Genomic DNA, 26526 nt, shown 5'->3' with positions numbered 1-26526 from the left:
TCATAATCTTAAGGGGAGGGATAAGATGGAATGTAAAGCAGGAGATACATTTACGTGGCAAAGAACGTTTCAAGAGGAAGAAATCATGCAGTTTGCGGAGATGACTGGAGACCGGGGCAAACATCATATAGAACGTGACGAAAAAGGGCGGCTAATGGTACATGGGCTTATGACTGCTAGTATTGGGACAAAGATAGGGGGAGACTTAAACTACATTGCAAGAGAAATGGTGAGTGAATTTCTTCGTCCAGTTTTTGCAGGAGATACAGTTACCTGTGAATGTATATTAACTGAAGTAGAAAAAGCAGATGGTTTTCAAAAAGTGAAAATCAAATCAGTGTATCGAAATCAACAAGGTAAAGAAGTACTGATAGGGACAAGTAATGGAATTATAAGAGATTGAAATAAAAGCGCTAACAAAAAATAAGTTATGAAGGTTGTTAAAAAAGTCACGGATTCGTGACTTTTTTATTGTTCAATTTCCTTCTTTTGTTGGTTACCATTTACATGTAAATATGGTAATTTAGTAAAGTTGAGTTTCACAAATGGTAAAAATGTGTATTTACTAAGTACATAGATTCTTATTTTTGGAAAAATATTTAAAAAGGAGTTTCTTAGATGAAAAAAATAATGAATACCGGCTTAGCACTATCATTCGCTCTATTGCTTTCGGCATGTGGGATGCCGTCTTCAGAGGAATTAACGGGTGACGTGAAAGAAGCACAAGAAAAGGTGAAAAATGTTCAAGTGAAAGTCAATGGGAAAGAAGAAGGATCGTCTGATTACAAAGTCAACGGAGTACAAGAGTTTGATTTTAAAAGTAAAGCAGGTTACATTAACACAAAAATGAACGGCGAAGAATTGAAGATGTATCATGACGGTGATGAAACGTTAGCTGTGGCTGGAGAAGAAAGCACAAAAGTACAGGGAGAAGAAAAAAAGTACGTTAAGGCTTTAATTAATAACGCTAGGGAGCTTCAACAAAATCCAATACGCTACTACCAAAAATATGATAAAAATCTTCCAAATGAATTTGACGTCACCGAAAAAGGCAAAGAGTATGTATTAACATTTAACGGAGACAAAGACAAAAAGCAAAAAATTGTAGCAGGTGATGCTAAAGCTTATTATAAAATAACAAATCAAGGCAGCGATACTGCTGTAGACCTTGACCAAATCAAAGGAAAAGATTTTTCGCTTATTGTGACAATTGATAAAGAAACGAAGCAAATAAAGAAAGTAGTAAAAAATCAGTCGTATTCAGTTAAAGTAGACGGAAAAACAGAAAACTCAAAGTCTAAGCAAACGTATACGTATACATATAACCAATTAGACAATGTAACAAAACCAAAAGTGGAAGCAAAAGCCGCTGCTGCTTCTAATGGTAGCAGCACCGAAACGCCAAGTAAAGAAAAGCAGGCTGCCTATGCCAAGGAAGCGGGACAATACGTGGATGCTTTAATTCAAGCCACTGTTTATCAAAATACAGATCAATTTGTTGCTAAACATCCGAATCAGCAAGATAAGAAACAGGTAAAAGAAAAAGGGGAGTTCCAAAAGAGTTCGTTTGTAAAGTTTTTTGAAACGAATTTTAAAGGGGCTTTATCATCATTGAGCTCAAATATAACCGATGAGCAGTTAAACGAAGTAAGCAGCGCTTTTCTAAAAGCTCTTTCATCTACAAAATATACCATTAAAGATGCAGCGTATAGTGCTGAAGATGGTGCGTACGTCGTACAAGTCGAAATTCAAGGATTTAACGATGCAAGTGTATTAGCGGAAGTCATGACACCACTTGCAGAAAAATATCAGGCGGGTGAGCTGAGTAACGAGCAGTTAGTAAATGAACTTATTGACGGAGTAGCAAAACGCTATCGTGAGCCAGTTGAATTACTTCCGGCAAAAACAGTCCCTGTACACGTCGTAAGAAATGGTGAAAAAGATTACGAAGTTTTAATGCAAGATGAGTATCTGTTAACATTTGCTCAACAATCATAAATAGACATAAAAAAGGATTTCAGCTATATGCCTGAAATCTTTTTTTATGTTGTTTTAAAATATAATTTCAAAAAATAAAATAAATTATTGAAATTATATTTTAAACGAATTATAATAACCATAACTTCACTATATGATGAAAAAGGGGCCGAAAAGATGAATGAACAGCTTACGTTATTAACAACAGAGTCTCAAAACGAGCAGACCATGAAGATAGATACGGCTAGTACAAAAGAAATTTTAAACGTAATGAATAAAGAAGATCAAAAAGTGGCGCTGGCTGTGCAAGAGGTACTTCCAGACGTAGAGGTAGCAGTTGAGTTTGTAAGCGAATCGTTTCAAAAGGAAGGGCGGCTTATTTATGTCGGAGCAGGAACAAGCGGACGGCTGGGAGTATTGGATGCTGTTGAATGCCCGCCTACTTTCAGTACCAATCCCAATCAGGTACAGGGACTGATGGCTGGAGGAGAAAAAGCATTTGTGAAAGCAGTTGAAGGTGCAGAAGATAAAGAAGAATTGGGAGCAGCAGATTTACAAAAAATACATTTAAATGAACGAGACACAGTCATTGGAATTGCTGCAAGCGGACGTACGCCTTATGTGATTGGTGCATTGAAATATGCAAAATCTGTAAAAGCTAAAACAGTGGCGCTGTCTTGCAATGGTAATTCACTTATTGGAAAAGAAGCAGATCATAGCATCGAGGTAGTAGTAGGTCCAGAAGTGCTAACAGGTTCCACAAGGTTAAAAGCAGCAAGCGCTCATAAAATGATTCTCAACATGATTTCTACCGCGGCCATGATTAAAGTAGGAAAAGCATATGAAAATTTAATGATAGATGTTCATGTGAGTAATGAAAAACTTAAGGAACGAGCGATAGGTATTATTTGTAAAATTACAGGTGTTTCTTACGAGCGAGCAAGTCAAACGCTTGAAGAAGCAAATAATGAGGTAAAAACAGCAGTGGTTATGATCAAAACAAATGAAAATTACGACACCGCAAAGATGTTACTGAATAATGCGGGGGGGTATGTGAGAAAAGCGATTGAACATTACGTATAAAGGAGAGAAACGATGTCAACAGGCGGATTAACAATGATTAAAAACACGGTGGCTAAGCTTCCAGATTCGGAGCGGAAAATTGCTGAATATATTTTAAACAACCCGCATACTGTGGTAAACAGTACGGCTGGGGAACTAGGAAGACTAGCGAATGCGAGCAGTGCTGCTGTTATTCGTTTGTGTAAATCTATCGGGGTTAGCGGCTTTCAAGAATTAAAGGTTAGAGTAGCCGGTGATTTAGCTAAAGATACAGAACAAGGATACCGTGATATTGAAACAAATGAAACAATTCAATCTATTGTCAAAAAAACGGCAAGCAACAGCATTCAAAGTCTAAGTGATACGGCTGAGCTTGTGAATTATAAAGAAGTAGAGCGGGCTGTTTTGACGCTGATTGGAGCAAAAAACATTCATTTTTTCGGAATTGGTGCTTCACATATTATTGCTATAGATGCGCAGCAAAAATTTCTTCGAATTAATAAAAATGCGACGGCATTTGCGGATAGCCATTTAGCAGCTACACTCATCGCAAATGCAAGTAAAGACGATGTAGTTGTGGGTATTTCTTTTTCAGGAGAGACTCCTGAAGTAAGCAACGTCTTATCTTTAGCTAAAAATCGCGGAGTAAAGACGATTAGCTTAACTAAGTACGGACAGTCTACCGTTTCGTCTTTAGCAGATATTTGTTTGTATACGTCTTATTCTCAAGAAGCGCCGTTTCGAAGCGCAGCAACATCGTCTCGTTTAGCCCAGCTTTATGTGATTGATGTTTTATTTTTAAGTATTGCAGCGCAGCAGTACGACCAGACGATTGAGTATATTGACAAAACAAGAGATGCCATTCAGTTTTTGAAAGATAAGAAATAAAAAAAGAAAACGATTACAAAAAGGGGATTTTGTGGTCTGTTTCCTCAGTGGCGTATCCATCTAAGAGGAAAATACAAAGGGGGATTAACATGTCTTTAGATAATCATCAATTAGCAAAGGCTGTTTTGGAGATGCTTGGGGGAGCATCCAATATTGAAGCGTATACGCATTGTATGACGCGGCTGCGTGTGACTATAAAAGATGATTCAATTGTTAAAAAGGCAGATATACGAAAACTTGAAGGCGTGCTCGGATTAGTGGAAGAAGAAACGCTGCAAATCATTATTGGGCCGGGCAAAGTGAACAAAGTAACAGAAGAATTTGGAAAGTTAATTGATGAATCCGGCGGTATTAACTTAGAAGATCGTGCAGCACAGCGGAAATCGGAGCTGAAAGAAAAAAATGCAACTCCGTTTAAGCTGTTGCTTCGCCGAATTGCAAGTATTTTTATTCCGTTGATACCTGCTCTTGTAGCATCTGGACTTATTACCGGAGTGACAAAAGCAGCTGTGCAGGCGAAGTGGCTTCCGGCAGATTCACAGATTGCTATTCTTTTAACCGTTATCGGAAGCGGTTTATTTGCCTATCTGGGTATTTTAGTAGGTATTAATGCAGCAAAAGAATTTGGTGGTTCGCCAGCTCTAGGAGGCTTAGCGGGCATTTTAGTCATTAATCCTGCCGTAGCTGATATTAAACTTTTTGGTGAAGCACTTTTGCCGGGGCGTGGGGGCTTAATAGGAGTGCTGCTTGCAGCAATCTTTATGGCCGTGTTAGAAAAACGAGTACGTAAATTTGTCCCACAGTCACTGGATATTATTATTACACCAACCGTTACGGTGTTAATTACAGGAATTATTACGTATGTGGTATTCATGCCAATCGGCGGCTTCATTTCAGATGGAATCACAAAAGGTCTTTTAGGAGTTTTAGAGGTTGGAGGAGTTGTAGCAGGCTTTGTTTTAGGGGCAACGTTTTTGCCGCTCGTTATTACAGGACTGCATCAAGGTCTTACTCCGGTCCATTTAGAGCTTATTAATTCGATTGGAGATGATCCGCTTCTTCCTATACTAGCAATGGGCGGAGCCGGTCAGGTTGGTGCAGCTTTTGCTATTTATATCAAAACAAAGAAAAAACGCTTAAAGCGAGCAATTGGAGGCGCACTTCCTTCAGGGCTGCTCGGAATCGGAGAGCCGCTTATTTTTGGAGTCACACTTCCTTTAGGGCGTCCATTCTTAACCGCTTGTCTTGGAGCAGGAATCGGCGGAGCATTTCAGGCGCACTTCCATATTGCAACTGTAGCAGTGGGAGTATCGGGTTTGCCGCTTACGTTTTTAGTTCATGCGCATCAAATTCTTCTTTATTTACTTGGATTAGTTATTGCTTACGCAGCAGGCTTTATTTGTACCTATTTCTTTGGATTTAACGATGAAATGGCGAGGGAGTTTGAATGATTGGCATTTCATTTTATTTGAACGATAGAGATGCCAAACAAAGATTAGTAGAAGCGAGTGAATGCGGCGTTACACGCGCATTCACTTCACTTCACATTCCAGAGGAAACAGGAGATTTGGCTGAACGTGCAAAAGAATTGCTTCATGTGGCTAGAGATTGTGGAATAAGCGTGTATGCAGACGTATCCAAGCATACTCCTGTTCATTTAGGTATTGAAAGCTTTATGACTCTGTCTTCACTTGGCGTATCTGGTATTAGACTAGACGATGGCTTTAGCGTAGAAGAAACTCTTTCGCTTGCGAATGAATTTTATATTGCTGTTAATGCAAGTACGTTATCCAAACAAGAAATTGAAGCACTCTTATGTGCAGGTCTTCATCATCATCAGCTGCTTGCTTGGCATAATTTTTATCCGCGGCCTGAAACAGGGCTTGAAGAAACGTTTTTTCAACAGCAGACAGATTTATTTAATGAACTTCGTATTCCAGTTTGTGCTTATATTCCTGGAGAAGGCGAAAAGAGAGGACCTATTTATCAAGGACTTCCTACTAGAGAAAAAGACCGTAATAAATGTCCTTTTACCTCTGCAGTAGATTTATACGGATGCGGAGTAACGGAGGTTTATATTGGAGATCCATACGCCAGTTCAAATTTATTAAAACGTTTAGTTCAATATCAAGAAAACCGCATTATTCCGCTACGCATTCGTTCACCTCATATACAGGGAACGTACAGCGTGCGTCCGGATGTATCAAGAGACATTCTGCGTTTGGTTGATACACGATCTGTAGAACCAGTGCTGCCATTTCATACAGTAGAACGCAGAATCGGAGCAATTACAATGGACAATGATGGCTACGGACGTTACAGAGGAGAGGTTCAAATAGCTAAAAGGAATTTGTCTGCAAATGCTAATGTGAATGTGATTGGGTATGTAATAGAAGAAGATCATGAGCTGCTTTCATTAGTGAGACCGGGACAAAAACTTAAGCTTATCAATGTCTAAAAGGAAAAATGGATTCATCATCGAATCCATTTTTTTATTTAAGCGGAAGAAAAAAGAATTGTCAAACTAAAATGAAAGCGTTATACTGAGTTTAGTAAAACGTTAAACTAAAAATGGAGATGGTCATCTGGTTACAATTAAAGATATTGCAAAAGCAGCAGATGTTTCAATTACGACTGCCTCCCTCATTTTAAACAACAAACCGGGAGCAAGCAGAATTTCTGAAGCTACTAAACTGCGTGTAATTGCAGCTTCAAAAAAATTAGGCTATATCCCCAATATGTCTGCGCGTAACTTGCGGGGACAAGACAAATCAGCGCAGCTAACAATTGCTCTTATTTGGCCAATTGATACGCGCGTATCGTTAGTGGGACGCATTCTTACAGGTATTCAAAACTACATAGCTTCATTAAAAAGCGGCCCTACTATTAAATTATTAGTCGAAACGTTTCAAAATGAAGAAGGTATTTCCTCTGTAAAAGGTCTTCAAACATCTTCATATTTTAACGGAGCGATTATTGCGAATACAACGGCAGCTGATGAGGCTTATATTCACCGATCTAAACCTGGTGTTCCGATTGTTTTATTTAATCGTGTATCATCTATATACTCTGTTATACAATCCAAAAATTATGAAGCGGGCCAAGCGGTAGCAGATCATTTTATTCGTAATAATCATCAACATATCAGTATTTTAGTTCCAGACGTGTCTTCACAGGCTTTAGAAGCAGGAGTAAAAGGCGTAACAGATAGAATTGAACAGACTGATGTTACGTATTGTCACCATTACTGTTCATATACAGAACAAGGTGGGTATGACAGCATCAAACAGCTTATTGAACAAGGAAAAGTTCCAACCGCTGTGATTTGTTTGAGTGATCATGTTGCATTAGGAGCTCTTTCTGCTCTTAATGACTACGGCATCTCTGTGCCAGCTGATTGTGAAGTGATGGGATTTGATAACCAAGAGTTCTCTAAATTTACTAACCCAAAACTTTCGACTGTCAATTTGCCGGTAGAAAAAATGGCCTATTGTGCAGGAGAGCTTTTAGTTAAAACAATTTCTGATCCATATGGGGATGTGGACCAACAGATATTTGATTTGGAAATTATTCATCGTAATACAACGAGAATCAAATAAAAAGCAATGCCATTCATGAGGTCTCTTTAAAAAGAGACCGATTTACAAAAATATAAGAGCAAGCTTTTTATTTTTTATTAGTAAAACGTTGTACTAAAACGTTTTACTAAATATAGAGTAATTCACTACTAACAAAGGGGAGAAGGAAATGAAACATTTATACGGAGTTACAACAGCAATGGTTACACCGTTTACTAAAACGGGTGAAGTAGATTTAGAGAAAGTAGTAAATTTAACAGAGTTTTTAATTTCAAAAGGAGTGCACTGCTTGTATCCGCTTGGTACAACGGGCGAGATGCTTCGTCTATCTGTCAAAGAAAGAAAGCAAGTTGCAGAAACAGTAGTGAAACAAGCGGCTAATCGTGTAACCGTATTCATACATGTAGGAGCTATGAATGAAGAAGATACAATTGAGCTTGCAAAACATGCCTATGAAATTGGCGCCGACGGTATCGGAGTAGTTACGCCTATGTTCTTTGGAGCAAACGATAACGAACTAGAAACGTATTTTATAAAAGTAGCAAACAGTGTCCCGAATGATTTTCCCGTATATTTATATAATATTCCTCAGTGTTCAAGCAATGATTTAACGGCAGAGGTAGCTCAAAAAGTGGCAGATTCATGCAAGAATGTAATTGGTATTAAATATAGCTACCCTGACTATTTACGCGTAAATGATTATTTAAATATTAACGATGGAAACTTTTCTGTTCTTCCCGGAACCGATCGTTTATTTTTAGCAGCTCTGGCTATGGGATGTGAAGGAGTTGTCTCCGGTGTATCGGGCGTTTATCCCGAGCCTTTTGTAGAGACTTATAATGCCTTTAAAGCGAATGATTTAGAAAAAGCCAGAAAGATGCAAAAAGTTGCTATTCAATATTGTGAAGCTCTTTTAAACGGAAGCAACATGTCTTATTTTAAAGAAGCATTAAAATTGAGAGGCATTGATGTTGGTGGCATGAGATCTCCTCAAATAGATTTAACAGAAGAAGAAGTCAAAGAATTAGATGATAAACTAAATAGCATTCGTCCAAAGAGCAGTGTTTAATAATTGGTTCATGTTCTGAATAAACTCATGCATTTCTAGTGAACAGGGCTGTTTGATAATAAGCAAACAGCTCATTCACTATAACGATTAAGGTTATGGAGGGATATTCTATGGCGGTTACATCTAAATTAAATGAAAGCGTTAACAAAGATTTAGGTCCTGTAAAGCAAGATGTAAAAAAGACGAATATACGCTGGTGGCTTATTATTGTATTGCTAATTGGAGCAGTTGTTAACTATTTAGACCGCTCTAATTTAAGCATCGCTAATACCACGATTGCCAAAGAGTTTGGGCTGTCTTCTACACAAATGGGTCTTTTGCTTTCAGCTTTTCTCTGGCCATATGCCTTAGCAAATCTACCAGCAGGCTGGCTGGTTGACAAATACGGGCCGAAAAAAATGTTTGCATGGGCATCAGGCCTATGGTCTGTGGCAACGGTAGCAAGTGCATTTACTAACACGTATTCTGCTCTTTATGCCATGAGAATGCTTCTTGGTGTATCGGAGTCTCCTTTTTTTACTTCAGGAATTAAAGTGACGGAAAGATGGTTTAAAAAAGAAGAGCGCGGCCTTCCTACTTCGATTATTAATACAGGGTCTCAAATTGCTAATGCGATTGCTCCGCCACTTCTAACGGTACTGCTTTTAACAATGAGTTGGAGAGGAATGTTTGTTGTTATAGGAGCAGCAGGCTTTATTGTGATGTTTGTTTGGCTAAAGATATACCGAGATCCGGATTATGTTGCCAATAAAGTGAAAGCTGTCCCTAAAGAAGAAATAAAAATCAGTCATACCTCACAAGCAAAATGGTCACAGCTGTTTAAATATAAAAGCACATGGTTTATGATTATCGGGAATTTCGGAATTATGTTTACGATATGGGTTTATTTAACTTGGCTTCCTAGCTACTTAGAAACAGAGCGCGGTTTTAGCCTAAAACAAACGGGCTGGATTGCTGCTATTCCGTTTCTAGCAGGAATCATAGGAGTGTTGCTTGGTGGTGTAATTTCAGATAGATTTATTCGAAAAGGAATTAATGCAGTAACGGCAAGAAAAATACCAATTGTAGGCGGGGCAATCTTAGCCGCAGCATCGGTAGCACCCGTTCCTTTTATTGATAATGCAGCCTTAAGTATTGTCTTATTGTCGATTGGCTACTTCGCGTCACAGCTGCCATCAGGCGTCATTTGGACTCTAGCGGCGGATATTGCACCAAAGGAACAAGTTGCTTCACTCGGCGCTATTCAGAACTTCGGTGGATTTCTAGGAGCGGCAATGGCTCCTATCGTAACAGGGTTTATATTAGATGCAACGGGAACTTTTACGGCGGTTTTCCTGTTAGGAGCAGGACTGCTTTTAATTGGTGCTATTAGTTATGGCGTATTTTTAAAGAAGCCAATAGCTAACTAGTAATGTCACAAAAACAAAGAGCACACACTGCATGAAAAAGGTGTGTGCTTTTTCTTTTACTACTAAAAAGGAAACTATTTTCATTACCATATCATGAACCTTTCTATTGAATAAAACGCTTTACTATGATAAAACTATTACAGGTAAACATATGATAATAGATTAATTTCATAGAGATACAACACCACTAGGGGTGCTTTCGAAGCTGAGAGAGACGATAAGTCTTAACCCTTATAACCTGAACTAGGTAATACTAGCGTAGGAAAGAGGTATTGTAATGGATGTTTTGTATGGGATTTCCTTACGAACTCGTTATAATAATTTTGTGTACATAAACAAAAACACTTCTTTCCTGCGAAAGAAGTGTTTTTTTATGCGTAAAGGAAGGTGTCATACATGAAAGAAACAATTGATTTGCTTGTCAAACAGGTAGAGGAGCGCAAAGGAGAGTTAATCCAGTTATTAAAAACGCTTGTTTCGTATAAAACGCCAGCGCCTCCTGCACGAAATTCTCATGAAGCGCAGCTGTACGTAGCGGATTTTCTTAAAAACTGCGGTTTTTCCATTGATATGTGGGACTTATATTCTAACGACCCTATCGTAGTGGGAACGTTAAAAGGACAAAAATCGGCTGACTATCAAAGCTTGATTATTAACGGCCATATGGATGTTGCTGAGGTACAAGAAAATGAAAATTGGGAAACCAATCCGTTTGAAGCTGTTGTGAAAGACAATATGATAATTGGACGCGGAGTTGCTGATATGAAAGGCGGTTTGGCGGGAGCATTATTTGCAGTTCAGCTTTTAACAGAAGCAGGAATCGAGCTGCCAGGAGACTTGATTTTTGAATCCGTTGTAGGAGAAGAAGTAGGAGAGGCAGGTACGCTGCAATGCTGTCAGAAAGGGTATACAGCTGATTTTGCGCTTGTAGTCGATACAAGTGATTTACATATTCAAGGTCAAGGCGGAGTGATCACGGGATGGATTACGATAAAAAGCAGTAAAACCTATCATGACGGTACACGCCGAAGTATGATTCATGCTGGAGGAGGGCTGTTAGCCGCAAGCGCTATTGAAAAGATGGCAAAAGTGATCGGAGGGCTACAAGAATTGGAGCGTCACTGGGCTGTTACAAAGAGCTATCCAGGATTTTTGCCAGGGACAAATACGATTAATCCAGCAGTAATCGAAGGCGGAAGACATGCTGCTTTTATTGCAGATGAATGCAGGCTGTGGATCACCGTTCACTATTATCCTAATGAATCGTACGACCAAGTATCAAAAGAAGTGGAAGAATATATTATAGCTATTGCAAAAGCAGATCCATGGTTAAAAGATAATCTGCCAACCTTTGAATGGGGAGGCACATCAATGATTGAAGACAGAGGAGAAATCTTTCCGTCATTAGAAATTGATGAAAATCATGCAGGAGTGCAGCTGCTTGCAAATACTCATGAACAAATGGAAGGGAAAAAGCCTCCAATTGATGTGTCAACTAGCGTAACAGACGGGGGATGGCTAGCTGATGCGGGAATTCCCGCCGCTATTTACGGTCCGGGAAATTTAGCAAATGCACATGCTGTGAACGAACAATTAGATATTAATCAGCTTGTTCAATATACAAAAGTGATAGTGCAGTTCATTTATACGTGGCTGCATACGCATAAGGAGTGATCATCATGAAATTTAGTGAACGATTATACGAAAAGCTGCAGCCTATTTGGCGTCAAAATCATAATCATCCCTTCGTACAGGGGATGGGAGATGGAACGCTTGAAAAGGAGAAGTTTCGCTTCTACATGATTCAAGATTACCTTTACCTAATTGATTATGCCAAATTATTTGCGATTGGAGCCATGAAAGCTACCGATCTTCAAACGATGGGGAAATTTGCAGCCCTTTTAGATTCTACATTAAACGAAGAAATGAGTCTGCACCGTGAGTATGCCAAGAAATTTGAAATCAGCGAAAAAGAATTAGAAAAAGCGCAGCCATCTCCTACAACGCTTGCATACACGCACTATATGCTGCACGTTGGTCAAAGTGGAACATTAGCTGAATTAGTAGCCGCTCTTTTGCCTTGTATGTGGAGCTACTGGGAAATAGGAAAAGAACTTAGTGAAAAGCCTGGAGCTAACAATGAGTTTTACCGTGAGTGGATTGAAATGTACAGCTCAGAAGAATTTGGAGAACTGGCGACATGGTGTATCAATTTATTTGACTCACTTACTGAAGATAAATCAGAAGTGGAATTAGAAAAGCTTGAAGAAATTTTCTTGAATACGACGCGTTTTGAGTATATGTTCTGGGATATGGCTTATAACGAAGCGATGTGGCCAATTCATGAATAGGTCTGTGTTATCTTTTCAAAACGTCAGTTTTACGTACAAGAACGGTGATCAAGCGATTTTAAAATCATTAAACTTAGACGTGAAAGAAGGCGAGTTTGTCAGTATCGTTGGAGCGAGCGGCTCTGGGAAAAGTACGTTGTTTCGTCTCATTACAGGTCTTGAACAGCAGAGTGAAGGCGATATCGTAATTAACGGAAAGTCTTATGAAAAGCGACTAGGAAAAGTAGGCTATATGCCGCAGCAAGATTTGCTGCTTCCGTGGCGTACGATTCTAGACAATGCAGCACTGCCTCTTGAGCTTCACAATGTATCAAAAGCAAGTGCTCATAAGCAAGTGTCTCAGCTGCTTGAAGAGTTTGGCCTAAAAGGGTATGAAAACCGTTTTCCAAGTGATTTATCCGGAGGGATGAAGCAGCGCGTTTCTTTTCTTCGGACGGTATTAAGTGGTTCTAACGTGCTGCTTTTAGATGAGCCTTTTAGTGCACTTGATGCAATCACACGTTTATCGATGCAGGAATGGCTGCTTGACCAATGGCAAAAGCGTAAGCATAGCATCTTATTTATCACTCATGACGTCAATGAAGCGCTTTTTTTATCAGATCGCATTTTTATCTTTTCAGACAAGCCAGTAAGTTGTCTTGAAGAAATTCAAGTGCCGCTTAGCAGACCTCGAACGCAAAAAGATCTGAATCAACAGCGAGTGCTTGATGTGAAAGATTATTTAATTGAACAGCTAAGATCGAAGGTGAACACATGAAAAAGTACGGGGCTTCAGTGATTTTAGTAGTCATTTTGCTGGCTGCTTGGGAAATTGGAGCACGCATTGTAAACTATCCGTTTATTTTACCAACGCCCAGCGGTATTTTAACGAAGCTTTGGGAGCTGCGAATGGATTTATTGTTTAAGCATTTACCAGCTACGTTATCTATTGTCGTAATTGGGCTTGTAATATCCGTTGTGCTAGGGGTTCTGCTGGCTGTGTGGATGAATTGGAGTCCGCTTATTGAGCGTGCTTTTTATCCGCTTATTATTGCGTCACAAATGATTCCGACCATTGCCATTGCTCCTGTATTTGTGCTGTGGTTTGGCTACTCCATTTGGAGCAAAGTGATTGTGACCGTATTAATTACGTTTTTTCCCATTACCGTTAGCACATTTGACGGGCTTCGTTCTACAAACAAAGAGTTAAAAGAACTCATGTTAACGATGGGAGCAACAAAAAAAGATATTTTCTTTAAGTTGAACATTCCTTCTGCACTGCCTCATTTTTATTCGGGACTCAAAGTAGCGGTTACCTTTAGTATAATAGGTGCTGCCATTGGGGAATGGTTGGGTGCGCAAGCAGGCTTAGGATATTTCAGTCGTCGCATGATGACACAGTTTGATGCAGCTGGTGTATTTGCACCAATTGTGATTTTATCCGCGCTTGGTATTTTATTTTTTATTATTGTAGTAGGTTTCGAAAAACGTTCATTAAAGTGGAGGAAAACAGAATGAAAAAATGGTTTGCGATTAGCTTAAGCCTGCTGCTTGTTTTGATGCTCGCTGCTTGCGGTCAGGACAAGGAAAATAAAGCTGGTGACAGTAAAAAATTAAAAGACGTTACAATTATGCTTGATTGGTATCCAAATGCAGTGCACAGCTTCATTTACGCTGCACAAGAAAAAGGATATTTCAAAAAAGAAGGGCTGAATGTAAAAGTACAATTTCCTGCTAATCCAACAGACTCGCTTAATTTAGCAGCTGCAGGGAAAGTCACGCTCGGCCTTTACTATCAGCCTGATGTAGCAATGGCACGAGCAAATGAAGATGTGCCGGTAAAGTCGGTAGGAGCGATTGTAAGATCTCCGCTAAACCGGGTTGTGGCATTGAAAGATAGCGGTATTAAGCGTCCTAAAGATTTAGAAGGAAAAGTAGTAGGATACAGCGGAACACCATTAAGTGAATCTGTTCTAAAGAAAATGGTGAAAAGCGATGGAGGAGATCCGAATAAAGTAAAACTAGTAGACGTAGGATTTGAGTTAAATTCATCGCTGATTAGCAAAAAAGTAGATGCTGTAATAGGTGCGTATATTAACCACGAAGTACCATTGCTTCACAAAAAAGGATACAAAACGGTTGACATTGATCCGTCAGATTACGGCGTGCCATCTTATTACGAGCTAGTGGCCGTTACAGGGGATCAAACGTGGGCAAAAGATTCTGATACGATTAAAGCGTTTTGGCGTGCCGCGACAAAAGGGTATGAATACACGGAGAAACATCCAAAAGAATCACTTCAAATTTTGTTAGATAATCAAGATAAATCAAACTTCCCGCTTGAAAAAGATGTGGAAACAAAAAGTTTGAATATCTTACTTCCAAAAATGAAGTCTGAACAAGGATTTGGCAGTCAAACGAAAGAATCATGGCAATCAAATGTTAACTGGTTAAAAGAGTCAGGGTTAATTAAGAAAAAGCCAAATGTAGATGAGATGTTTGAGAATATTGGGGAATCTCAGTAAATAATTTAAGACGAATTTAAAAAAACCTCCTTATACTGAACGTAACTTTCTGAAAGAGAAAGTGAAAAGGTCAAGGAGGTTTTTTTATGGCTTTTACGATAGTAGAGAAGGAAACATGTATTGCTTGCGGAGCATGTGGAGGGAGTGCGCCAGATCTTTATGATTATGATTCAGAAGGTCTTGCTTATGCCGTATTAGATAACAACGAAGGAACAAAAGAAGTTCCTGAACATCAGCAAGATGAGATGATGGAAGCGTACGAAGGGTGTCCAACAGACTCGATTAAAGTTGCAGAGCAGCCGTTTTATGGAGATGCAGCAAAATTCGAATAGGGCTTTTGAAAAAATAAATAATGATAAAGTACATTTAGTTATCTGATAAGTGAATATTTGGTTATATAGAAAGTTCCAAAACAAAAAAGGTCTTGCCTAGGCAAGACCTTTTTCTACTCTAAATTTGCATGCTTTCCGTACATCGTATGAGTATCAAGTTCTTTCTTCTCCATGAAGCGAAGAATCAGCGCATCGTAAAAAAGAAGAAGCGTTTGTTCAAACAGTGACGCCATAGGCTGTACGGTTTGATAACTGCTTTGTTCTTGATCCTTCGGAGCGCCGGGCAGCTTCACGATGAAGTCAGCCAGCTTGCCAAGCGTGGAATCGGGGGAAATCGTGACTACTCCAACTTTTCCTCCAAGTTCTTTTGCTTTTTGAGCAATAGGAATCAAGCTCTTCGTTTCGCCAGAACCTGATCCGATGATTAATAAATCATCCTGCGTGAAAGTGGACGTCACGGTTTCTCCAATGACATAAGCATCAATGCCCATATGCATCATACGCATAGCAAACGACTTGCCCATAAGACCTGAACGGCCTGCTCCTGTGACAAACACTTTTTTAGATGAGATGATGCCATTTACAAGCTGTTCAGCTTCATCGTCAGCGATTAGAGCTGTTGTTTGTAAAAGCTCATTCATAACCGTTTTTAAATGTTCGCTCGTCTGCATAGAAAGCTCCTTAATTTGTAATAAGCTCTTTCATTTGAGAAGCAACTGATTTTTTATCATCTTGGCTCGTGATGCCTCCGCCAACGATAACAAGATCAGGCTGTGCTTTTACTACTTCAGGTAAAGATTCTAATTTAATGCCGCCAGCAACGGCTGTTTTTGCATTTTTTACAACGCTTTTGATTGTTACTAAATCTTCAAAAGAGTTTTGACCAACTGCTTGAAGATCGTATCCTGTGTGTACGCAGATATAGTCAACGCCAAATTCGTCTAGCTCTTTTGCGCGTCCTTTAATATCTTTTACACCAATCATATCGACTAGAATTTTTTTACCTTGTTTTTTCGCTTCTTCAACTGCACCTTTAATTGACATATCTTCAGCCACACCTAAGATGGTAATGATGTCTGCTCCAGCTTGAGAAGCTTGCTGTACTTCATAACCAGCTGCATCCATGATTTTTAGGTCAGCTAATACTTTTAAATTAGGAAATGCTTCTTTAATTTCTTTAACGGCGCGAAGCCCTTCATTGATTACAACAGGTGTACCGATTTCCACGATATCAATATGTTCTTCAACTTCTTTTACTACCTCTTTTGCTTGAGAAATATTAACAAGATCTAATGCTAATTGTAATTCCATTCTACTCCACTCCTTACAGAAATCTATAGATACCTTTTGTGCCTTTTTACATAAAAAGCAGCTGGTGTAGTTATTGTACCCGCAGTTTGAGGTTCTTAAAAGTACGCACTTTTCCCACAAATAGTGTGGGGAATGATAGTATACAGAAGTATACTAATGGACATATCAGTCTTGTAACCGCTTAATTTTCATTAAAAATGCGGATGATATTGAGTAATATCATCCGCATAAAAAAATAAAAACTATGGAATAGAAGGATTCGTTTCCATCATTTAATTAACGTTTCTGCCTTTTGTTCTTGATTGACCAGCACTGTATCACGGTAATTTTTACCCCAATCGTACATGGCTGTTAAAATAGGCATTAAACTTTCTCCTTCTTTTGTAAGTGAGTATTCGACTTTAGGTGGTACGACAGGATAAACTTTACGGTTAACAATTAGATCTTCTTCCAGTTCCCGCAGCTGGTTAACCAGCATGCGCGGCGTAATATCAGGAATAAGCGATTTTAGTTCCCCGAACCGTTTTGTTCCTTCACGTCCTAAGTGCCATAGTATCAGCATCTTCCATTTTCCGCCGATAATAGCAAGCGTTAATTCTTTTTCACAGTTAAATTCCTTATTAAGCTGGCTCAATTGTTTCACCCCTATGACCAATAGTATAAAATTTCTTTTACAGTACTTCTTATTATACCGGTGCTGACAATCCTTTTACAAAAATCCGGCTTGTATCTTTCCATTAAAAAATTTAGCTTTTTTTACTATATAGTTATTCTTGACTAGTGAGATATAAAAGGTGGCCTTTAGTCATGTTTTTTATTTTTAACGAATTCAATTGTTTAAATATAAAAAAAGATGGGAAATCACTCAATAACGATGCTAAAGGAGGCAGTAAAAATGGAAAGAAACCGATCTGAATTACAAAACCCTGCTTTAAGCAACAGCGCAGGCATCAACAACGATGTAGGAATTAATAACAATCCACAGACAGCTAATAGCACTGCTGCTGTTAGCACCACGGGGAAAAGCTACAGCAGCAAGCTAGTAAAAGGTGTTGTTGTCGGGGCAGTTGTAGGTGGATGTATAACATTACTTGATAATAAAACTCGCTCATCTGTTAAAAGAAGAGCCGTTACATTAAAGGACTCTTCTGCAAACATGATTAATCAAGTAAAAGAGAACCCTCAAGAAACAAAAGAAAAAATGGTGCAGCAAATGAAAAATGCATCGAATCTTTTAAAAGATGCAATTAATGATGCCAAACATTTGTACGAGCGTGTAAATGAAGATTTCTTTAAGCAAGCAGAAGATGTGAAAAGCGTTACGCATGATGCAAAATCAACGGTAGAAGATGCTAAAAGTGATTTACAGCAAATTAGTGAAAAAGTGAAAGATGCAACTTCTGAAATAAGTAAGGAAAAGATGACGCCGGACGAAAAACCAGAATCTGAGCGTGAAAGAACATATCAGTCTATTCACTAAGAAGGAGATGTTAACTGTGAGTCAAATGAATGAAGGAACTACAAAAGACATGAATAAAATTGAAGAAACGGTAGATAATTTAGGGACGGAGAAAAAAGAAGCAATTTTGCAGAATTTTGATACGTTTACTGATTATTTAACTCAAAAAGTTCATGTCGGTAAAAAGCTCGGGTTAAATGAGGAACAATTAGCAGCTGCTACAAAAAAAGTGGCTAGCTATTTAGCCAAAAATGAGGAGCCTCGAAACCGAGAAGAAAAAGTCCTTCATGAGTTATGGAAAGTCAGCAGTGAAGAGGAAAAGGAAGTCCTTTCTCATCTCATTTTAAAACTAGTTGCGTAACATTAAAAAAGCATCCCGTCTATCAGGATGCTTTTTTAATGTATTAAGATGATTGATTTTGAGCTTCTTGAATCGTTTTATCCCAGTCAATACCGCAATCATCCGTTGCACAAGAAGATTGCTGTGCGCAGCTTGCACATTTTCCCTGAGTACTCTTGCGGAAGAATTTTGTCATATGATAAAGGGCATACCCAAAAATCAAAACCCCAATTAAAATGTTAATAATCAATGTTATTCACTCCTTTTAAGAAAAACCAAGTACTTTTCCAATAGTGTGTACAAGCAAAGCTACGAGATAAGCGACAACCAAAGGGTAGGCCACAGCAAATGCTGTCCATTTTAATGAGCCGGTTTCTCGTCGAATAACAGCGACGGTTGCTAGACACGGAACGTAAAGAAGAACAAACACCATAAACGTATAGGCTGTTAGCGGTGTAAAGAATGTCTTCATTGTGTCGCCAAGCTGTCCTTCTTGTACTTTATAAATGATGCTCATAGTTGAAACAACCACTTCTTTCGCTAGGAAGCCTGTAATCAGTGATGCTACAGCTTGCCATGTCGCAAAACCTAAAGGGATAAATAGAGGAGCGATAGCACCTCCAATAATAGCCATAAAGCTATTTTCCATATCTACTCCAAAACCGCCAGGGCCAGCGTAAGATGATAGCCAGATAAATACAGAGCCAGCTAAAATAACCGTACCTGCTTTTCGGACGAAATTTCGGCCTTTTTCCCACGTGCTTCTCCAAAGAGTCTTGGCTTGAGGTACGCGGTAAGGAGGAAGTTCAACAATAAAAGTTGATTGTTCGTCTTTAAGAAGCGTTACTGATAAAATTTTCGTTACAACAAGTGCTAAAATAATGCCAAGCAAGTACATAGAAAACACCACAGCTGCTCCGTTTTGCACAAAAAAAGCACCTACAAACAAAGCGTATACAGGAAGACGTGCTGAGCAGCTCATAAATGGATTGACTAAAATGGTCATAAGGCGCTCTTTTCGCTGTTCAATTGTACGCGCGGCCATAATCCCCGGTACGTTACATCCAAAGCTAATAATCATCGGAATAAATGCTTTTCCGTTCAAACCGAAAAATTCCATTATACGATCCATTACTACAGCGATTCTAGCCATGTATCCTGAATCTTCAAGCAGTGAAATGAAAAAGAACAGGACAAAAATTTGTGGTACAAATACCAGTACGCCGCCTACTCCTGCAATAATGCCATCCACAATTAAATCGTGAATAAATGGAGCAGCACCAGCTGCATTTAAAAGAGAATCAGCGCCTTCACTAAGCGTTCCGCCAAAGAAGCCGTCCAGTTTATCAGAAAGCGGAACGCCAATCCACGTAAACGTAACATTAAAAATCAAATACATTAAGCCAAGAAAAATAGGGAGACCAAGCCACTTATGCGTCACAATTCGATCGATTCGATCCGTGAAAGTTAAAGGTGTTTCGCTGCCCTTTATGATACACTCGCTCGAAATGCGTTCAATAAATGTCGTACGCACGTCGAAGAAATGCTCACTAAGCGGCTTGTTTATTTTTTGTGCAGCGGCTTTTCGAAGCTCAAGCAGCTCTGAGTAACTCGCTTTTTCTTTTAATGTTGATTCGATTACGCTATTTTCCGCTAAGAACTGAATGGCCATCCATCTGCTGACGTCCGCTTTTGTTTGAATCATATGAATTGCTTGTTCAGCGGTTTCCCCATAATTTAATTGAAATGAAGGGGCTTTTAAATCTTGCTTCAAAGTAGAGAGCAGATCGTTAATTCCTTTTCCATTACGGGCAACAATCGCTGAAACCGGAATATGTAATGATTTGCTAAGCTTCTCCAAATTAAAAGTCAATCCGCGTTTTTCCGCTACATCAATCATATTTAAGCCGATTACTAATGGCTTTCCATATTCCAATGCTTGAATAGTGAGATGCATGCTTCTTTCAAACTGAGAAGCGTCTACAATATTCAGCATACTGTTAAATTCTCCGGTTAACAAAAAGTTAGTTACCACTGCTTCATCTGAAGAAAGAGGAGTAAAGTCATACACACCCGGCAAATCAACCAGCTGGCTGTTTTGCTTTTTAATAGATCCAACTTTCTTTTCAACGGTTACACCGCTCCAGTTTCCTACGTATTCATAGGAATCTGTTAATATATTGAATAAAGAAGTTTTTCCTGTGTTTGGATTTCCTAAAAGTGCAATTGTACTCATGCTGTCTCAACCTCAATTTTGGCCGCATCGCGTTTTCGGATGCTAATCATTTGACCTTGACATTCAATAATACAAGGTCCTCCTAAGATGGTTTTTTGCTTCATGCATAGTTCGCAGCCTTTTTTTACTCCAAAAGAAAGAAGGCGGCGTTCTAATGATCTATCTAAAAATTCAATGTTTTTAACTTTTACTTTGTCGCCAATACTCACGGTAGTTAAATTCATCATTCAGCACTCCTGTTAATGATAATCATTTTCAATTTGTATCTATCTCGATTATACATAAGGTTCTAAAATCAATCAATGCTTCTAGAGCGTTACAATTAAAAATATATATTTATAACTATATTTTTCAGGTGAAATTATGTACGATTTTAGCAGTAAATTGTCAGGAGGGATGTGAGTGGAGGTAATCATTCGCAAAATGAGAAAAGAAGATATTACGTCTGTTCAATACGTCGCAAAGATGAGTTGGTATGACACATATGAAGGAATTATTCCTAGAAGCGTTCAGAATCGGTTTCTTTCAGAAGCATACTCCAATAAAAGGCTGCTGTGGCGCTTGCGTAATTCGTTCATTTATGTAGCAACTATTGATGAGAAAATCGTAGGATACGCTAACTTTTTCCGACTACAAAACAGAGGGGAAATAGAACTAGGATCTATCTATATACTGCCTGCTTATCAAGGAAAAGGAATCGGTTCGCAATTGTTAGAAAAAGGAATGAAGCGCTCGAAGGAATTAAAAATCGTTTACATTAACGTAGAAAGGGAAAACGGAATAGGCCGTGCATTTTATCAATCAAAAGGTTTCCAGCTTGTGGATGAATTTGATGATGAATTTGACGGGCATTTATTAAGAACGATGCGAATGAAACTCATGATTTAAGCCTGATATTTAGTGTGAACGTTATCTTAAAAAGCTGATTTTAAACTTTCTGCTAAAATCAGCTTTTAATTACAGAATAACGATTGACCTTATTCTTGTGAATATGGTAACATTAATCAGAACTTCATGACCGAAAATGTTTTTCGGTCAAACAGTCAGGTGGAAGTAAGGATTATTGGAGGCTAAAAAACATGAATATGATTAAAGGAGAATGGAAAAAAATCTTTTCCAAACCAATGACTATTGTTGTGATTTGTGGATTGTTATTTGTTCCATTACTTTATAATGTCATCTTTTTATCTGCTTACTGGGATCCATATGGAAAAACAGATCAAATTCCAGTTGCAGTGGTAAATGAAGATAAAGGTGCTACATTAGATGGAAAGAAATTGAATGTCGGTCGTGATTTTGTTGATGATTTAAAGAAAAACGATAAATTTGACTGGAAATTTACGAACAAAGAAAAAGCGTTAGAAGGCTTAAAGAACGAAGACTACTATCTAGTTTTAGAAATTCCAAAGAATTTCTCTAAAAATGCAACAACATTAATGGATGAGAATCCTAAAAAAATGAAATTTATCTACCATACAAATGCCGGAAAGAACTATTCAGGCGCTCAAATTAGCTCAAATGCAGTAGCTAAAATCAATGATCAGATTAAAGAAGCAGTCACAAAGCAGTATGCTGAAACGGTATTTGACAGCTTTAAGCAAGTAGCGGACGGTCTTCAAAAAGCAAGTGACGGTGCAGGAGAGCTAGAAGATGGCTCGAAAACGCTGCGAGATAACATGAAGAAACTAGCAGACAGCACGGTTACGTTTGAAGACGGTACAGCTAAATTGGCAAATGGATTAGCAGATGCACGAAAAGGAGCAACTGATCTAAATGCCGGTGCAGCTAAGCTACTAAACGGTGCGGACACAATTAATGAAAACTTAGGCAGCCTAAACAGCGGTTTAGGGAAGCTAGAGAATGGAAGCGGGCAGCTGTACGCGGCTTCTAAAGAACTTGAAACAGGTGCAGGAAAGCTTAGCAATGGATTAGGACAACTACAAGACGGAACTGCAAAACTTCAAGGTGCGACACAGCAACTAAATGAAGGAACAAAGACACTTCAAGGGAAATTACCTCAGTTTACAAGCGGCTTAAATCAAGTAGATGCTGAAGTGAGCAATGTTACGCAGCAAATTAATCAAGCAGAGCAGGAAATTACGCAGATTAAACAGCAGGTAGACTCAAAAAAAGCGGAGTTTGAACAGCAGCAGCAAGCTCTCATTGACAGCATTAACAGCAACGAATCTATTCCCGATGAGCAAAAACAAACGCTGATTGCAGGAATTAAAAAGCTGACGTCTCAGCAGTTTATGGACGAACAGCAGCAAAAAGCAGAGCAGCTAAAAGCAAAAGTAGATAAAGTGCAAGAGTTATCTGCGGCGCTGCAAAAGCTGTCTAAAGGCGGAGAAGATATTCAAAGCGCTATTAATAAAATTGCTGATGGACAAAGTCAGCTGTACAATGGCCAAACAAAATTATATAATGCTCAAACTCAATTATATAACGGGGCTGTTAAACTAGCAGACGGTGAAAAGCAGTTCAACAGCAAATTTGCAGAGCTAAACAGCGGTATAGCTGACGCTCATACAGGAGCTGGAAAGCTTGCTGACGGACAGCAGCAACTTGTGGATGGACTTAAAAAATCTGAACAAGGAAGCGCAGCGCTAGCAAATGGTTTAACGCAGCTAGAAAACGGGGCAACCAAATTAGCAAATGGTTCTAAAGAGTTAACAAATGGTTCATCCAAACTATATGACGGTTCATCTAAATTATCAGATGGAACAAGCGAGCTTCATTCATCTTTAGCGGACGGTGCAAAAGATGCAAAAGATGTTAAAGCAGATGATAAAACATACAGCATGTTTTCAAATCCAACGGATTTAAAATCAGATAAACAAAATAACGTAGATAAGTACGGTGTCGGATTAGCTCCATACATCTTATGTATTGGCTTGTTTGCGGGAACATTAATGTTTTCAGCAGTATACCCAATGAAAGAGCCATCAATTCGACCGACATCAGGTATTTCGTGGTTCTTAAGTAAGTTTAGTGTCATCACTATTGTAGGTATGCTGCAAGCAGCGATTGCTGTTACAGCTCTTCTTTGGGGCTTGCATTTAAACGTAACAAGCATTTGGCACTTCTATATCTTTACCATGATTACAGGTGTAACGTTCTTTACACTGATCTTGTTCTTAACAACAGGGTTAGGAAAAGTAGGGCAGTATTTAGCCTTTATTATTCTGCTGCTTCAAATTGGCGGCAGTGCAGGTACATTCCCTAAAGCACTTGTGCCGGAATTCTTCCAGGCAATCAATCCATACTTGCCTATGACCTATGCAATTCGCGGTTTCCGTGAAATTATTTCAATTGGTGATGATTTCGGCTATGTATGGCATCAGGCTGGCGTACTTGGAATCTTTGCAGCAATCTTCATCACTCTTTCATTGATAATGTTTTATATCAATGCCAGAAAAGAGAAGCATCACACAGAGGAAGAGGCCGCAGCCTAATTTAACTAATAGAAAAAGAGAGTTCCAGTTTAAAAAGGAACTCTCTTTTTCTTTATGTTAGTATAGGTTTACGTGTAAAAGAGGGGAATGTGAATGCATGCAGCTTACAAAATTTGCGGTGTATGAAAGTGATCGTGTGAAAAAGTGGCAGGAAGGGCTGAAAGAATGGGACGGTTCAATATCGGAACGGATGATAAATGACAAAGCGGAAGATGAATTTTGGCAGCAATATCTAGAAAAAATGTCTTTTGATTCAGAAAATGATCCTGTAGTGAAACAGCTTCAGCAAGAACTTCTTGCTTTTTTGAATCCAAGTGACTCTGTCATGGAAATTGGCCCTGGCTGGGGAAATTATACGTTTTCAATTGCGGATTATGTAAAAGAACTTACGTGTATGGATTGTTCGCCAAGCATCATCCGCTACTTACAAAAACAATCAAATGCCCGCTCTAATCTAAAGTTCATAGAAGGTAAATGGGAGTATGAGCGTCTAACAGATAACTATGACGTGGTAGTAGGAATAAACTGCTTTTATCGTATGCATAACATTGTCGATGGTCTCTTAAATATGAATGATTCGGCTAATCGTTTGGCGGTTATTGGCATGTCAGCGGGTCCAGAAAAGCCTCATTACGTAGAGTTACATAGAAAACTTGGGTACGAGATTAAATGGCGCCGTAAGGAATATATTGACTTACTAAATATTTTATATGAACTGGGTATTTATGCAGATTGTAAGCTGGTTCCTATAACCAAAACGGTAACGTATGAGACGTACGAAGATCTCATCAAGAAGAACTCGACAAAGCTGCTTTCGAAAGATGTTGACAAATTAGAAACTGAGAAGATTATTTTACAGCATGTAAAGAAAATAAATGACACATATGAATATACGTATCAATATCATATGGCTTTTATTTATTGGAAACCGATAAAAAGAACCCGTTGATTTTTATTCAGCGGGTTCTTTTTAGTAGTGATAAAGCTGTAATTTAGAATAAATAATATTAAAATCGTCGCCGCTTAGAAGAACTTTCAATTCCAGCTTCTTCACGGTATTTAGCTACTGTTCTTCTTGAAATTTGAATTCCTTCGCTGGAAAGAAGAGACATGAGCTTTTGATCTGAAAGAGGTTTTAATTTATTTTCTTCGGCAATTAATGTTTTAATTTTCTCTTTTATAAAGGCGGTAGAATTGCTTTGTTCGCCATCGGTTCTCTCTAAAGAATTAGTGAAAAAGTATTTTAGTTCAAACAGTCCGCGCGGCGTTTGAATATACTTTCCGTTAGTTGCACGGCTTACCGTTGATTCGTGACAGTCTACTTTTTGAGCAATATCTTTTAAGGTAAGCGGCTTTAGCCCTGAAATACCCATTTCAAAAAAATCTTGCTGATGTTCCACAATGGCTTTAGACACGTTGTAAATCGTCGCATTACGCTGCTCAATACTATTAATTAGCCAAGTAGCTTCATGGATTTTTTCCTGTACGTATCGATCGGTTGTTACGCATGCAGAGCGATGAACCAGTTTTTGGTAGGTGCTGTTAATCTCGATGGGCGGAAGCAGCTCGCTATGAAGAATAACATGATAGCGGCCGTCTATTTTTTGTACCGTTACATCAGGCGAAATGTACTTCGTAAGCGGAACATAGAAATCTCCTGCTGGACGAGGATTTAATGTCCGCAAGCAGTCAACAATTTCTTGTACTTCGCGCATTGAAATAGAGTATTTTTTTGAAATGTTCCGATATTTTTTGTTAGCAATATCTTCAATATCGTGTTTCACCACATCATATAAAAGAGGAGGCTTTGACTTTTTGGCCTTAATTTGAATAAGCAGTGAATCGACAAAGTTTTGAGCGCCCACTCCAATTGGATCAAAGCTTTGTAAAACGTGAATCATATCGTTGACTTCGTCAATTGAAACGTTAAGCAGTTCGGCTGCCAATTTTGGTTCAATTGCTAAAAAGCCGTTTTTATTTAAGTTTCCAATTAGAAATTGAACGATGTGTTTTTGCTGTGAGTGTAAATGATTTAGCATAGACAGCTGCTCTAATAAATGGCTCTCTAATGTCACAGTTTGATCGGATATATAATTAAACGGATTATACTCGTCATCGGTGTGACCTTTTGAATATGAACGCTGTTCTCGAGTGTTAAATGAATTTTTTTGCTGAGAATCGCCAGCAGACAGTTTAATTACAGGATTTTCATTGACTTGCTCATGAAGATAATGAACTAAATCGGCCGTAGAATAATTTAAAATGTTGATAGACTGACGTAATTCAGGTGTCATGGCCAATTTTAATAGTTGTTTTTGAGATAAATCTAAACCTAATTGCATCATTGAATCACCTATCATTCTTGAGTTTTATTTCGACAATTCTGGCTGCATCGTTCGACATCATCATATATGAAAATGCGAAAGAATTCTATAGTGTTGTCAGATGTTCTTACACAAGGGCGACTCATAAGAAAGAGTAGGGAAATAGATAAAACAACCGAATAGCTCTTCCCAGCAGCTATTCGGTTATTTTAACAAAGCTGCTAGGAGAAC

At 38.6% G+C, this 26526-nt stretch carries 27 protein-coding genes, 1 pseudogene and 1 riboswitch; of the genes and pseudogenes, 21 read left to right on the top strand and 7 right to left on the bottom strand.

Features of this window, described 5'->3' with window-relative positions:
• Positions 1 to 25: 25 nt before the first annotated feature.
• The 16 genes and pseudogenes from ACWATA_RS19915 to ACWATA_RS19840 all read left to right on the top strand — a co-directional run bounded on the left by ACWATA_RS19915 (position 26) and on the right by ACWATA_RS19840 (position 15170).
• Complete coding sequence (locus ACWATA_RS19915; RefSeq protein ID WP_013055587.1) at positions 26 to 403, top strand: FAS1-like dehydratase domain-containing protein; 378 nt, start codon at positions 26 to 28, stop codon at positions 401 to 403.
• Positions 404 to 618: 215 nt separating this feature from the next.
• Positions 619 to 1998 carry a DUF6612 family protein gene (locus ACWATA_RS19910; protein ID WP_367032958.1) on the top strand — a complete coding sequence of 460 codons (1380 nt, stop codon included), beginning with the start codon at positions 619 to 621 and terminating at the stop codon, positions 1996 to 1998.
• Positions 1999 to 2154: 156 nt separating this feature from the next.
• Positions 2155 to 3060 carry an N-acetylmuramic acid 6-phosphate etherase gene (murQ, locus tag ACWATA_RS19905; protein WP_028412145.1) on the top strand — a complete coding sequence of 302 codons (906 nt, stop codon included), beginning with the start codon at positions 2155 to 2157 and terminating at the stop codon, positions 3058 to 3060.
• Positions 3061 to 3072: 12 nt separating this feature from the next.
• The gene (locus tag ACWATA_RS19900) at positions 3073 to 3927 is read left to right on the top strand and encodes a MurR/RpiR family transcriptional regulator (protein WP_034269609.1); all 855 of its coding nucleotides are present in this window, start codon (positions 3073 to 3075) and stop codon (positions 3925 to 3927) included.
• 89 nt (positions 3928 to 4016) lie between these two features.
• Positions 4017 to 5378 (top strand): PTS transporter subunit EIIC, encoded by a 1362-nt coding sequence (locus tag ACWATA_RS19895; protein WP_033578151.1) that lies wholly within the window; start codon positions 4017 to 4019, stop codon positions 5376 to 5378.
• The gene (locus ACWATA_RS19890; protein WP_473050140.1) at positions 5375 to 6385 is read left to right on the top strand and encodes a MupG family TIM beta-alpha barrel fold protein; all 1011 of its coding nucleotides are present in this window, start codon (positions 5375 to 5377) and stop codon (positions 6383 to 6385) included. The genes ACWATA_RS19895 and ACWATA_RS19890 overlap by 4 nt, the downstream gene beginning before the upstream one ends.
• 127 nt (positions 6386 to 6512) lie before the next feature.
• Positions 6513 to 6653: pseudogene (locus ACWATA_RS19885) on the top strand (LacI family DNA-binding transcriptional regulator); the annotation flags it as partial.
• A gap of 12 nt (positions 6654 to 6665) precedes the next feature.
• Positions 6666 to 7526 carry a LacI family DNA-binding transcriptional regulator gene (locus ACWATA_RS19880; protein ID WP_028412149.1) on the top strand — a complete coding sequence of 287 codons (861 nt, stop codon included), beginning with the start codon at positions 6666 to 6668 and terminating at the stop codon, positions 7524 to 7526.
• A gap of 148 nt (positions 7527 to 7674) precedes the next feature.
• Positions 7675 to 8574, top strand: coding sequence for a dihydrodipicolinate synthase family protein (locus tag ACWATA_RS19875; protein WP_028412150.1), 900 nt, complete (start codon positions 7675 to 7677; stop codon positions 8572 to 8574).
• Positions 8575 to 8684: 110 nt separating this feature from the next.
• Positions 8685 to 9983 (top strand): MFS transporter, encoded by a 1299-nt coding sequence (locus ACWATA_RS19870; protein WP_028412151.1) that lies wholly within the window; start codon positions 8685 to 8687, stop codon positions 9981 to 9983.
• Positions 9984 to 10162: 179 nt separating this feature from the next.
• Positions 10163 to 10265, top strand: a riboswitch (TPP riboswitch).
• Between the two features lie 114 nt (positions 10266 to 10379).
• On the top strand, positions 10380 to 11657 hold the full coding sequence (locus ACWATA_RS19865) for an acetylornithine deacetylase (protein ID WP_430053863.1): 1278 nt from the start codon (positions 10380 to 10382) through the stop codon (positions 11655 to 11657).
• Between the two features lie 5 nt (positions 11658 to 11662).
• Positions 11663 to 12334: a thiaminase II gene (gene tenA / locus ACWATA_RS19860; RefSeq protein WP_028412153.1), complete on the top strand. Its 672-nt coding sequence runs from the start codon at positions 11663 to 11665 to the stop codon at positions 12332 to 12334.
• Positions 12327 to 13091 (top strand): ABC transporter ATP-binding protein, encoded by a 765-nt coding sequence (locus tag ACWATA_RS19855; RefSeq protein WP_028412154.1) that lies wholly within the window; start codon positions 12327 to 12329, stop codon positions 13089 to 13091. Before tenA ends, ACWATA_RS19855 begins: the two co-directional genes overlap by 8 nt.
• A complete protein-coding gene (locus ACWATA_RS19850) occupies positions 13088 to 13831 on the top strand; it encodes an ABC transporter permease (RefSeq protein ID WP_028412155.1) in 744 nt (247 codons plus the stop codon). The genes ACWATA_RS19855 and ACWATA_RS19850 overlap by 4 nt, the downstream gene beginning before the upstream one ends.
• A complete protein-coding gene (locus ACWATA_RS19845; protein ID WP_033578153.1) occupies positions 13828 to 14838 on the top strand; it encodes an ABC transporter substrate-binding protein in 1011 nt (336 codons plus the stop codon). The genes ACWATA_RS19850 and ACWATA_RS19845 overlap by 4 nt, the downstream gene beginning before the upstream one ends.
• An 86-nt stretch (positions 14839 to 14924) precedes the next feature.
• Entirely contained in the window at positions 14925 to 15170 is a 246-nt protein-coding gene (locus ACWATA_RS19840) for a ferredoxin (protein ID WP_028412157.1), read from the top strand.
• A 113-nt stretch (positions 15171 to 15283) separates the two neighbouring features.
• On the opposite strand, the gene hxlB is transcribed toward ACWATA_RS19840, so the two are convergent.
• From hxlB to hxlR, 3 genes are all read right to left on the bottom strand, one after another.
• Positions 15284 to 15841, bottom strand: a complete 558-nt coding sequence (gene hxlB / locus ACWATA_RS19835; protein ID WP_013055598.1) for a 6-phospho-3-hexuloisomerase — start codon at positions 15839 to 15841, stop codon at positions 15284 to 15286.
• Between the two features lie 10 nt (positions 15842 to 15851).
• Positions 15852 to 16481 (bottom strand): 3-hexulose-6-phosphate synthase, encoded by a 630-nt coding sequence (gene hxlA, locus ACWATA_RS19830; protein WP_013055599.1) that lies wholly within the window; start codon positions 16479 to 16481, stop codon positions 15852 to 15854.
• 268 nt (positions 16482 to 16749) lie between these two features.
• Positions 16750 to 17115 (bottom strand): transcriptional activator HxlR, encoded by a 366-nt coding sequence (gene hxlR, locus ACWATA_RS19825; RefSeq protein ID WP_028412158.1) that lies wholly within the window; start codon positions 17113 to 17115, stop codon positions 16750 to 16752.
• Between the two features lie 261 nt (positions 17116 to 17376).
• Here hxlR and ACWATA_RS19820 point away from each other — a divergent pair, with 261 nt between their 5' ends.
• Both ACWATA_RS19820 and ACWATA_RS19815 read left to right on the top strand, forming a co-directional pair.
• Positions 17377 to 17961: a hypothetical protein gene (locus ACWATA_RS19820; protein ID WP_473050139.1), complete on the top strand. Its 585-nt coding sequence runs from the start codon at positions 17377 to 17379 to the stop codon at positions 17959 to 17961.
• 16 nt (positions 17962 to 17977) lie between these two features.
• Positions 17978 to 18301, top strand: coding sequence for a DUF3243 domain-containing protein (locus ACWATA_RS19815; RefSeq protein ID WP_013081917.1), 324 nt, complete (start codon positions 17978 to 17980; stop codon positions 18299 to 18301).
• Positions 18302 to 18344: 43 nt separating this feature from the next.
• Here ACWATA_RS19815 and ACWATA_RS19810 read toward each other — a convergent pair whose 3' ends face one another.
• From ACWATA_RS19810 to ACWATA_RS19800, 3 genes are read right to left on the bottom strand one after another with little or no spacing between them, the layout of a single operon-like run.
• Positions 18345 to 18530 (bottom strand): FeoB-associated Cys-rich membrane protein, encoded by a 186-nt coding sequence (locus ACWATA_RS19810; protein ID WP_013081918.1) that lies wholly within the window; start codon positions 18528 to 18530, stop codon positions 18345 to 18347.
• Between the two features lie 15 nt (positions 18531 to 18545).
• On the bottom strand, positions 18546 to 20516 hold the full coding sequence (gene feoB / locus ACWATA_RS19805; RefSeq protein ID WP_311265064.1) for a ferrous iron transport protein B: 1971 nt from the start codon (positions 20514 to 20516) through the stop codon (positions 18546 to 18548).
• Positions 20513 to 20740, bottom strand: a complete 228-nt coding sequence (locus ACWATA_RS19800) for a FeoA family protein (RefSeq protein ID WP_025749730.1) — start codon at positions 20738 to 20740, stop codon at positions 20513 to 20515. Before ACWATA_RS19800 ends, feoB begins: the two co-directional genes overlap by 4 nt.
• 178 nt (positions 20741 to 20918) lie before the next feature.
• Between ACWATA_RS19800 and ACWATA_RS19795 the strand changes: the two genes are divergently transcribed.
• The 3 genes from ACWATA_RS19795 to ACWATA_RS19785 all read left to right on the top strand — a co-directional run bounded on the left by ACWATA_RS19795 (position 20919) and on the right by ACWATA_RS19785 (position 24920).
• Positions 20919 to 21404 (top strand): GNAT family N-acetyltransferase, encoded by a 486-nt coding sequence (locus tag ACWATA_RS19795; RefSeq protein WP_013081920.1) that lies wholly within the window; start codon positions 20919 to 20921, stop codon positions 21402 to 21404.
• 191 nt (positions 21405 to 21595) lie between these two features.
• Entirely contained in the window at positions 21596 to 23971 is a 2376-nt protein-coding gene (locus ACWATA_RS19790) for a YhgE/Pip domain-containing protein (protein WP_098113720.1), read from the top strand.
• Positions 23972 to 24068: 97 nt separating this feature from the next.
• Positions 24069 to 24920 carry a class I SAM-dependent methyltransferase gene (locus ACWATA_RS19785; protein ID WP_028412163.1) on the top strand — a complete coding sequence of 284 codons (852 nt, stop codon included), beginning with the start codon at positions 24069 to 24071 and terminating at the stop codon, positions 24918 to 24920.
• 58 nt (positions 24921 to 24978) lie between these two features.
• On the opposite strand, the gene rpoN is transcribed toward ACWATA_RS19785, so the two are convergent.
• Positions 24979 to 26313: an RNA polymerase factor sigma-54 gene (gene rpoN, locus ACWATA_RS19780; protein ID WP_028412164.1), complete on the bottom strand. Its 1335-nt coding sequence runs from the start codon at positions 26311 to 26313 to the stop codon at positions 24979 to 24981.
• Positions 26314 to 26526: the final 213 nt, after the last annotated feature.

The organism is Priestia sp. USM5 (genome assembly GCF_058323215.1).
This window is presented reverse-complemented; position numbering and strand designations above follow the sequence as displayed.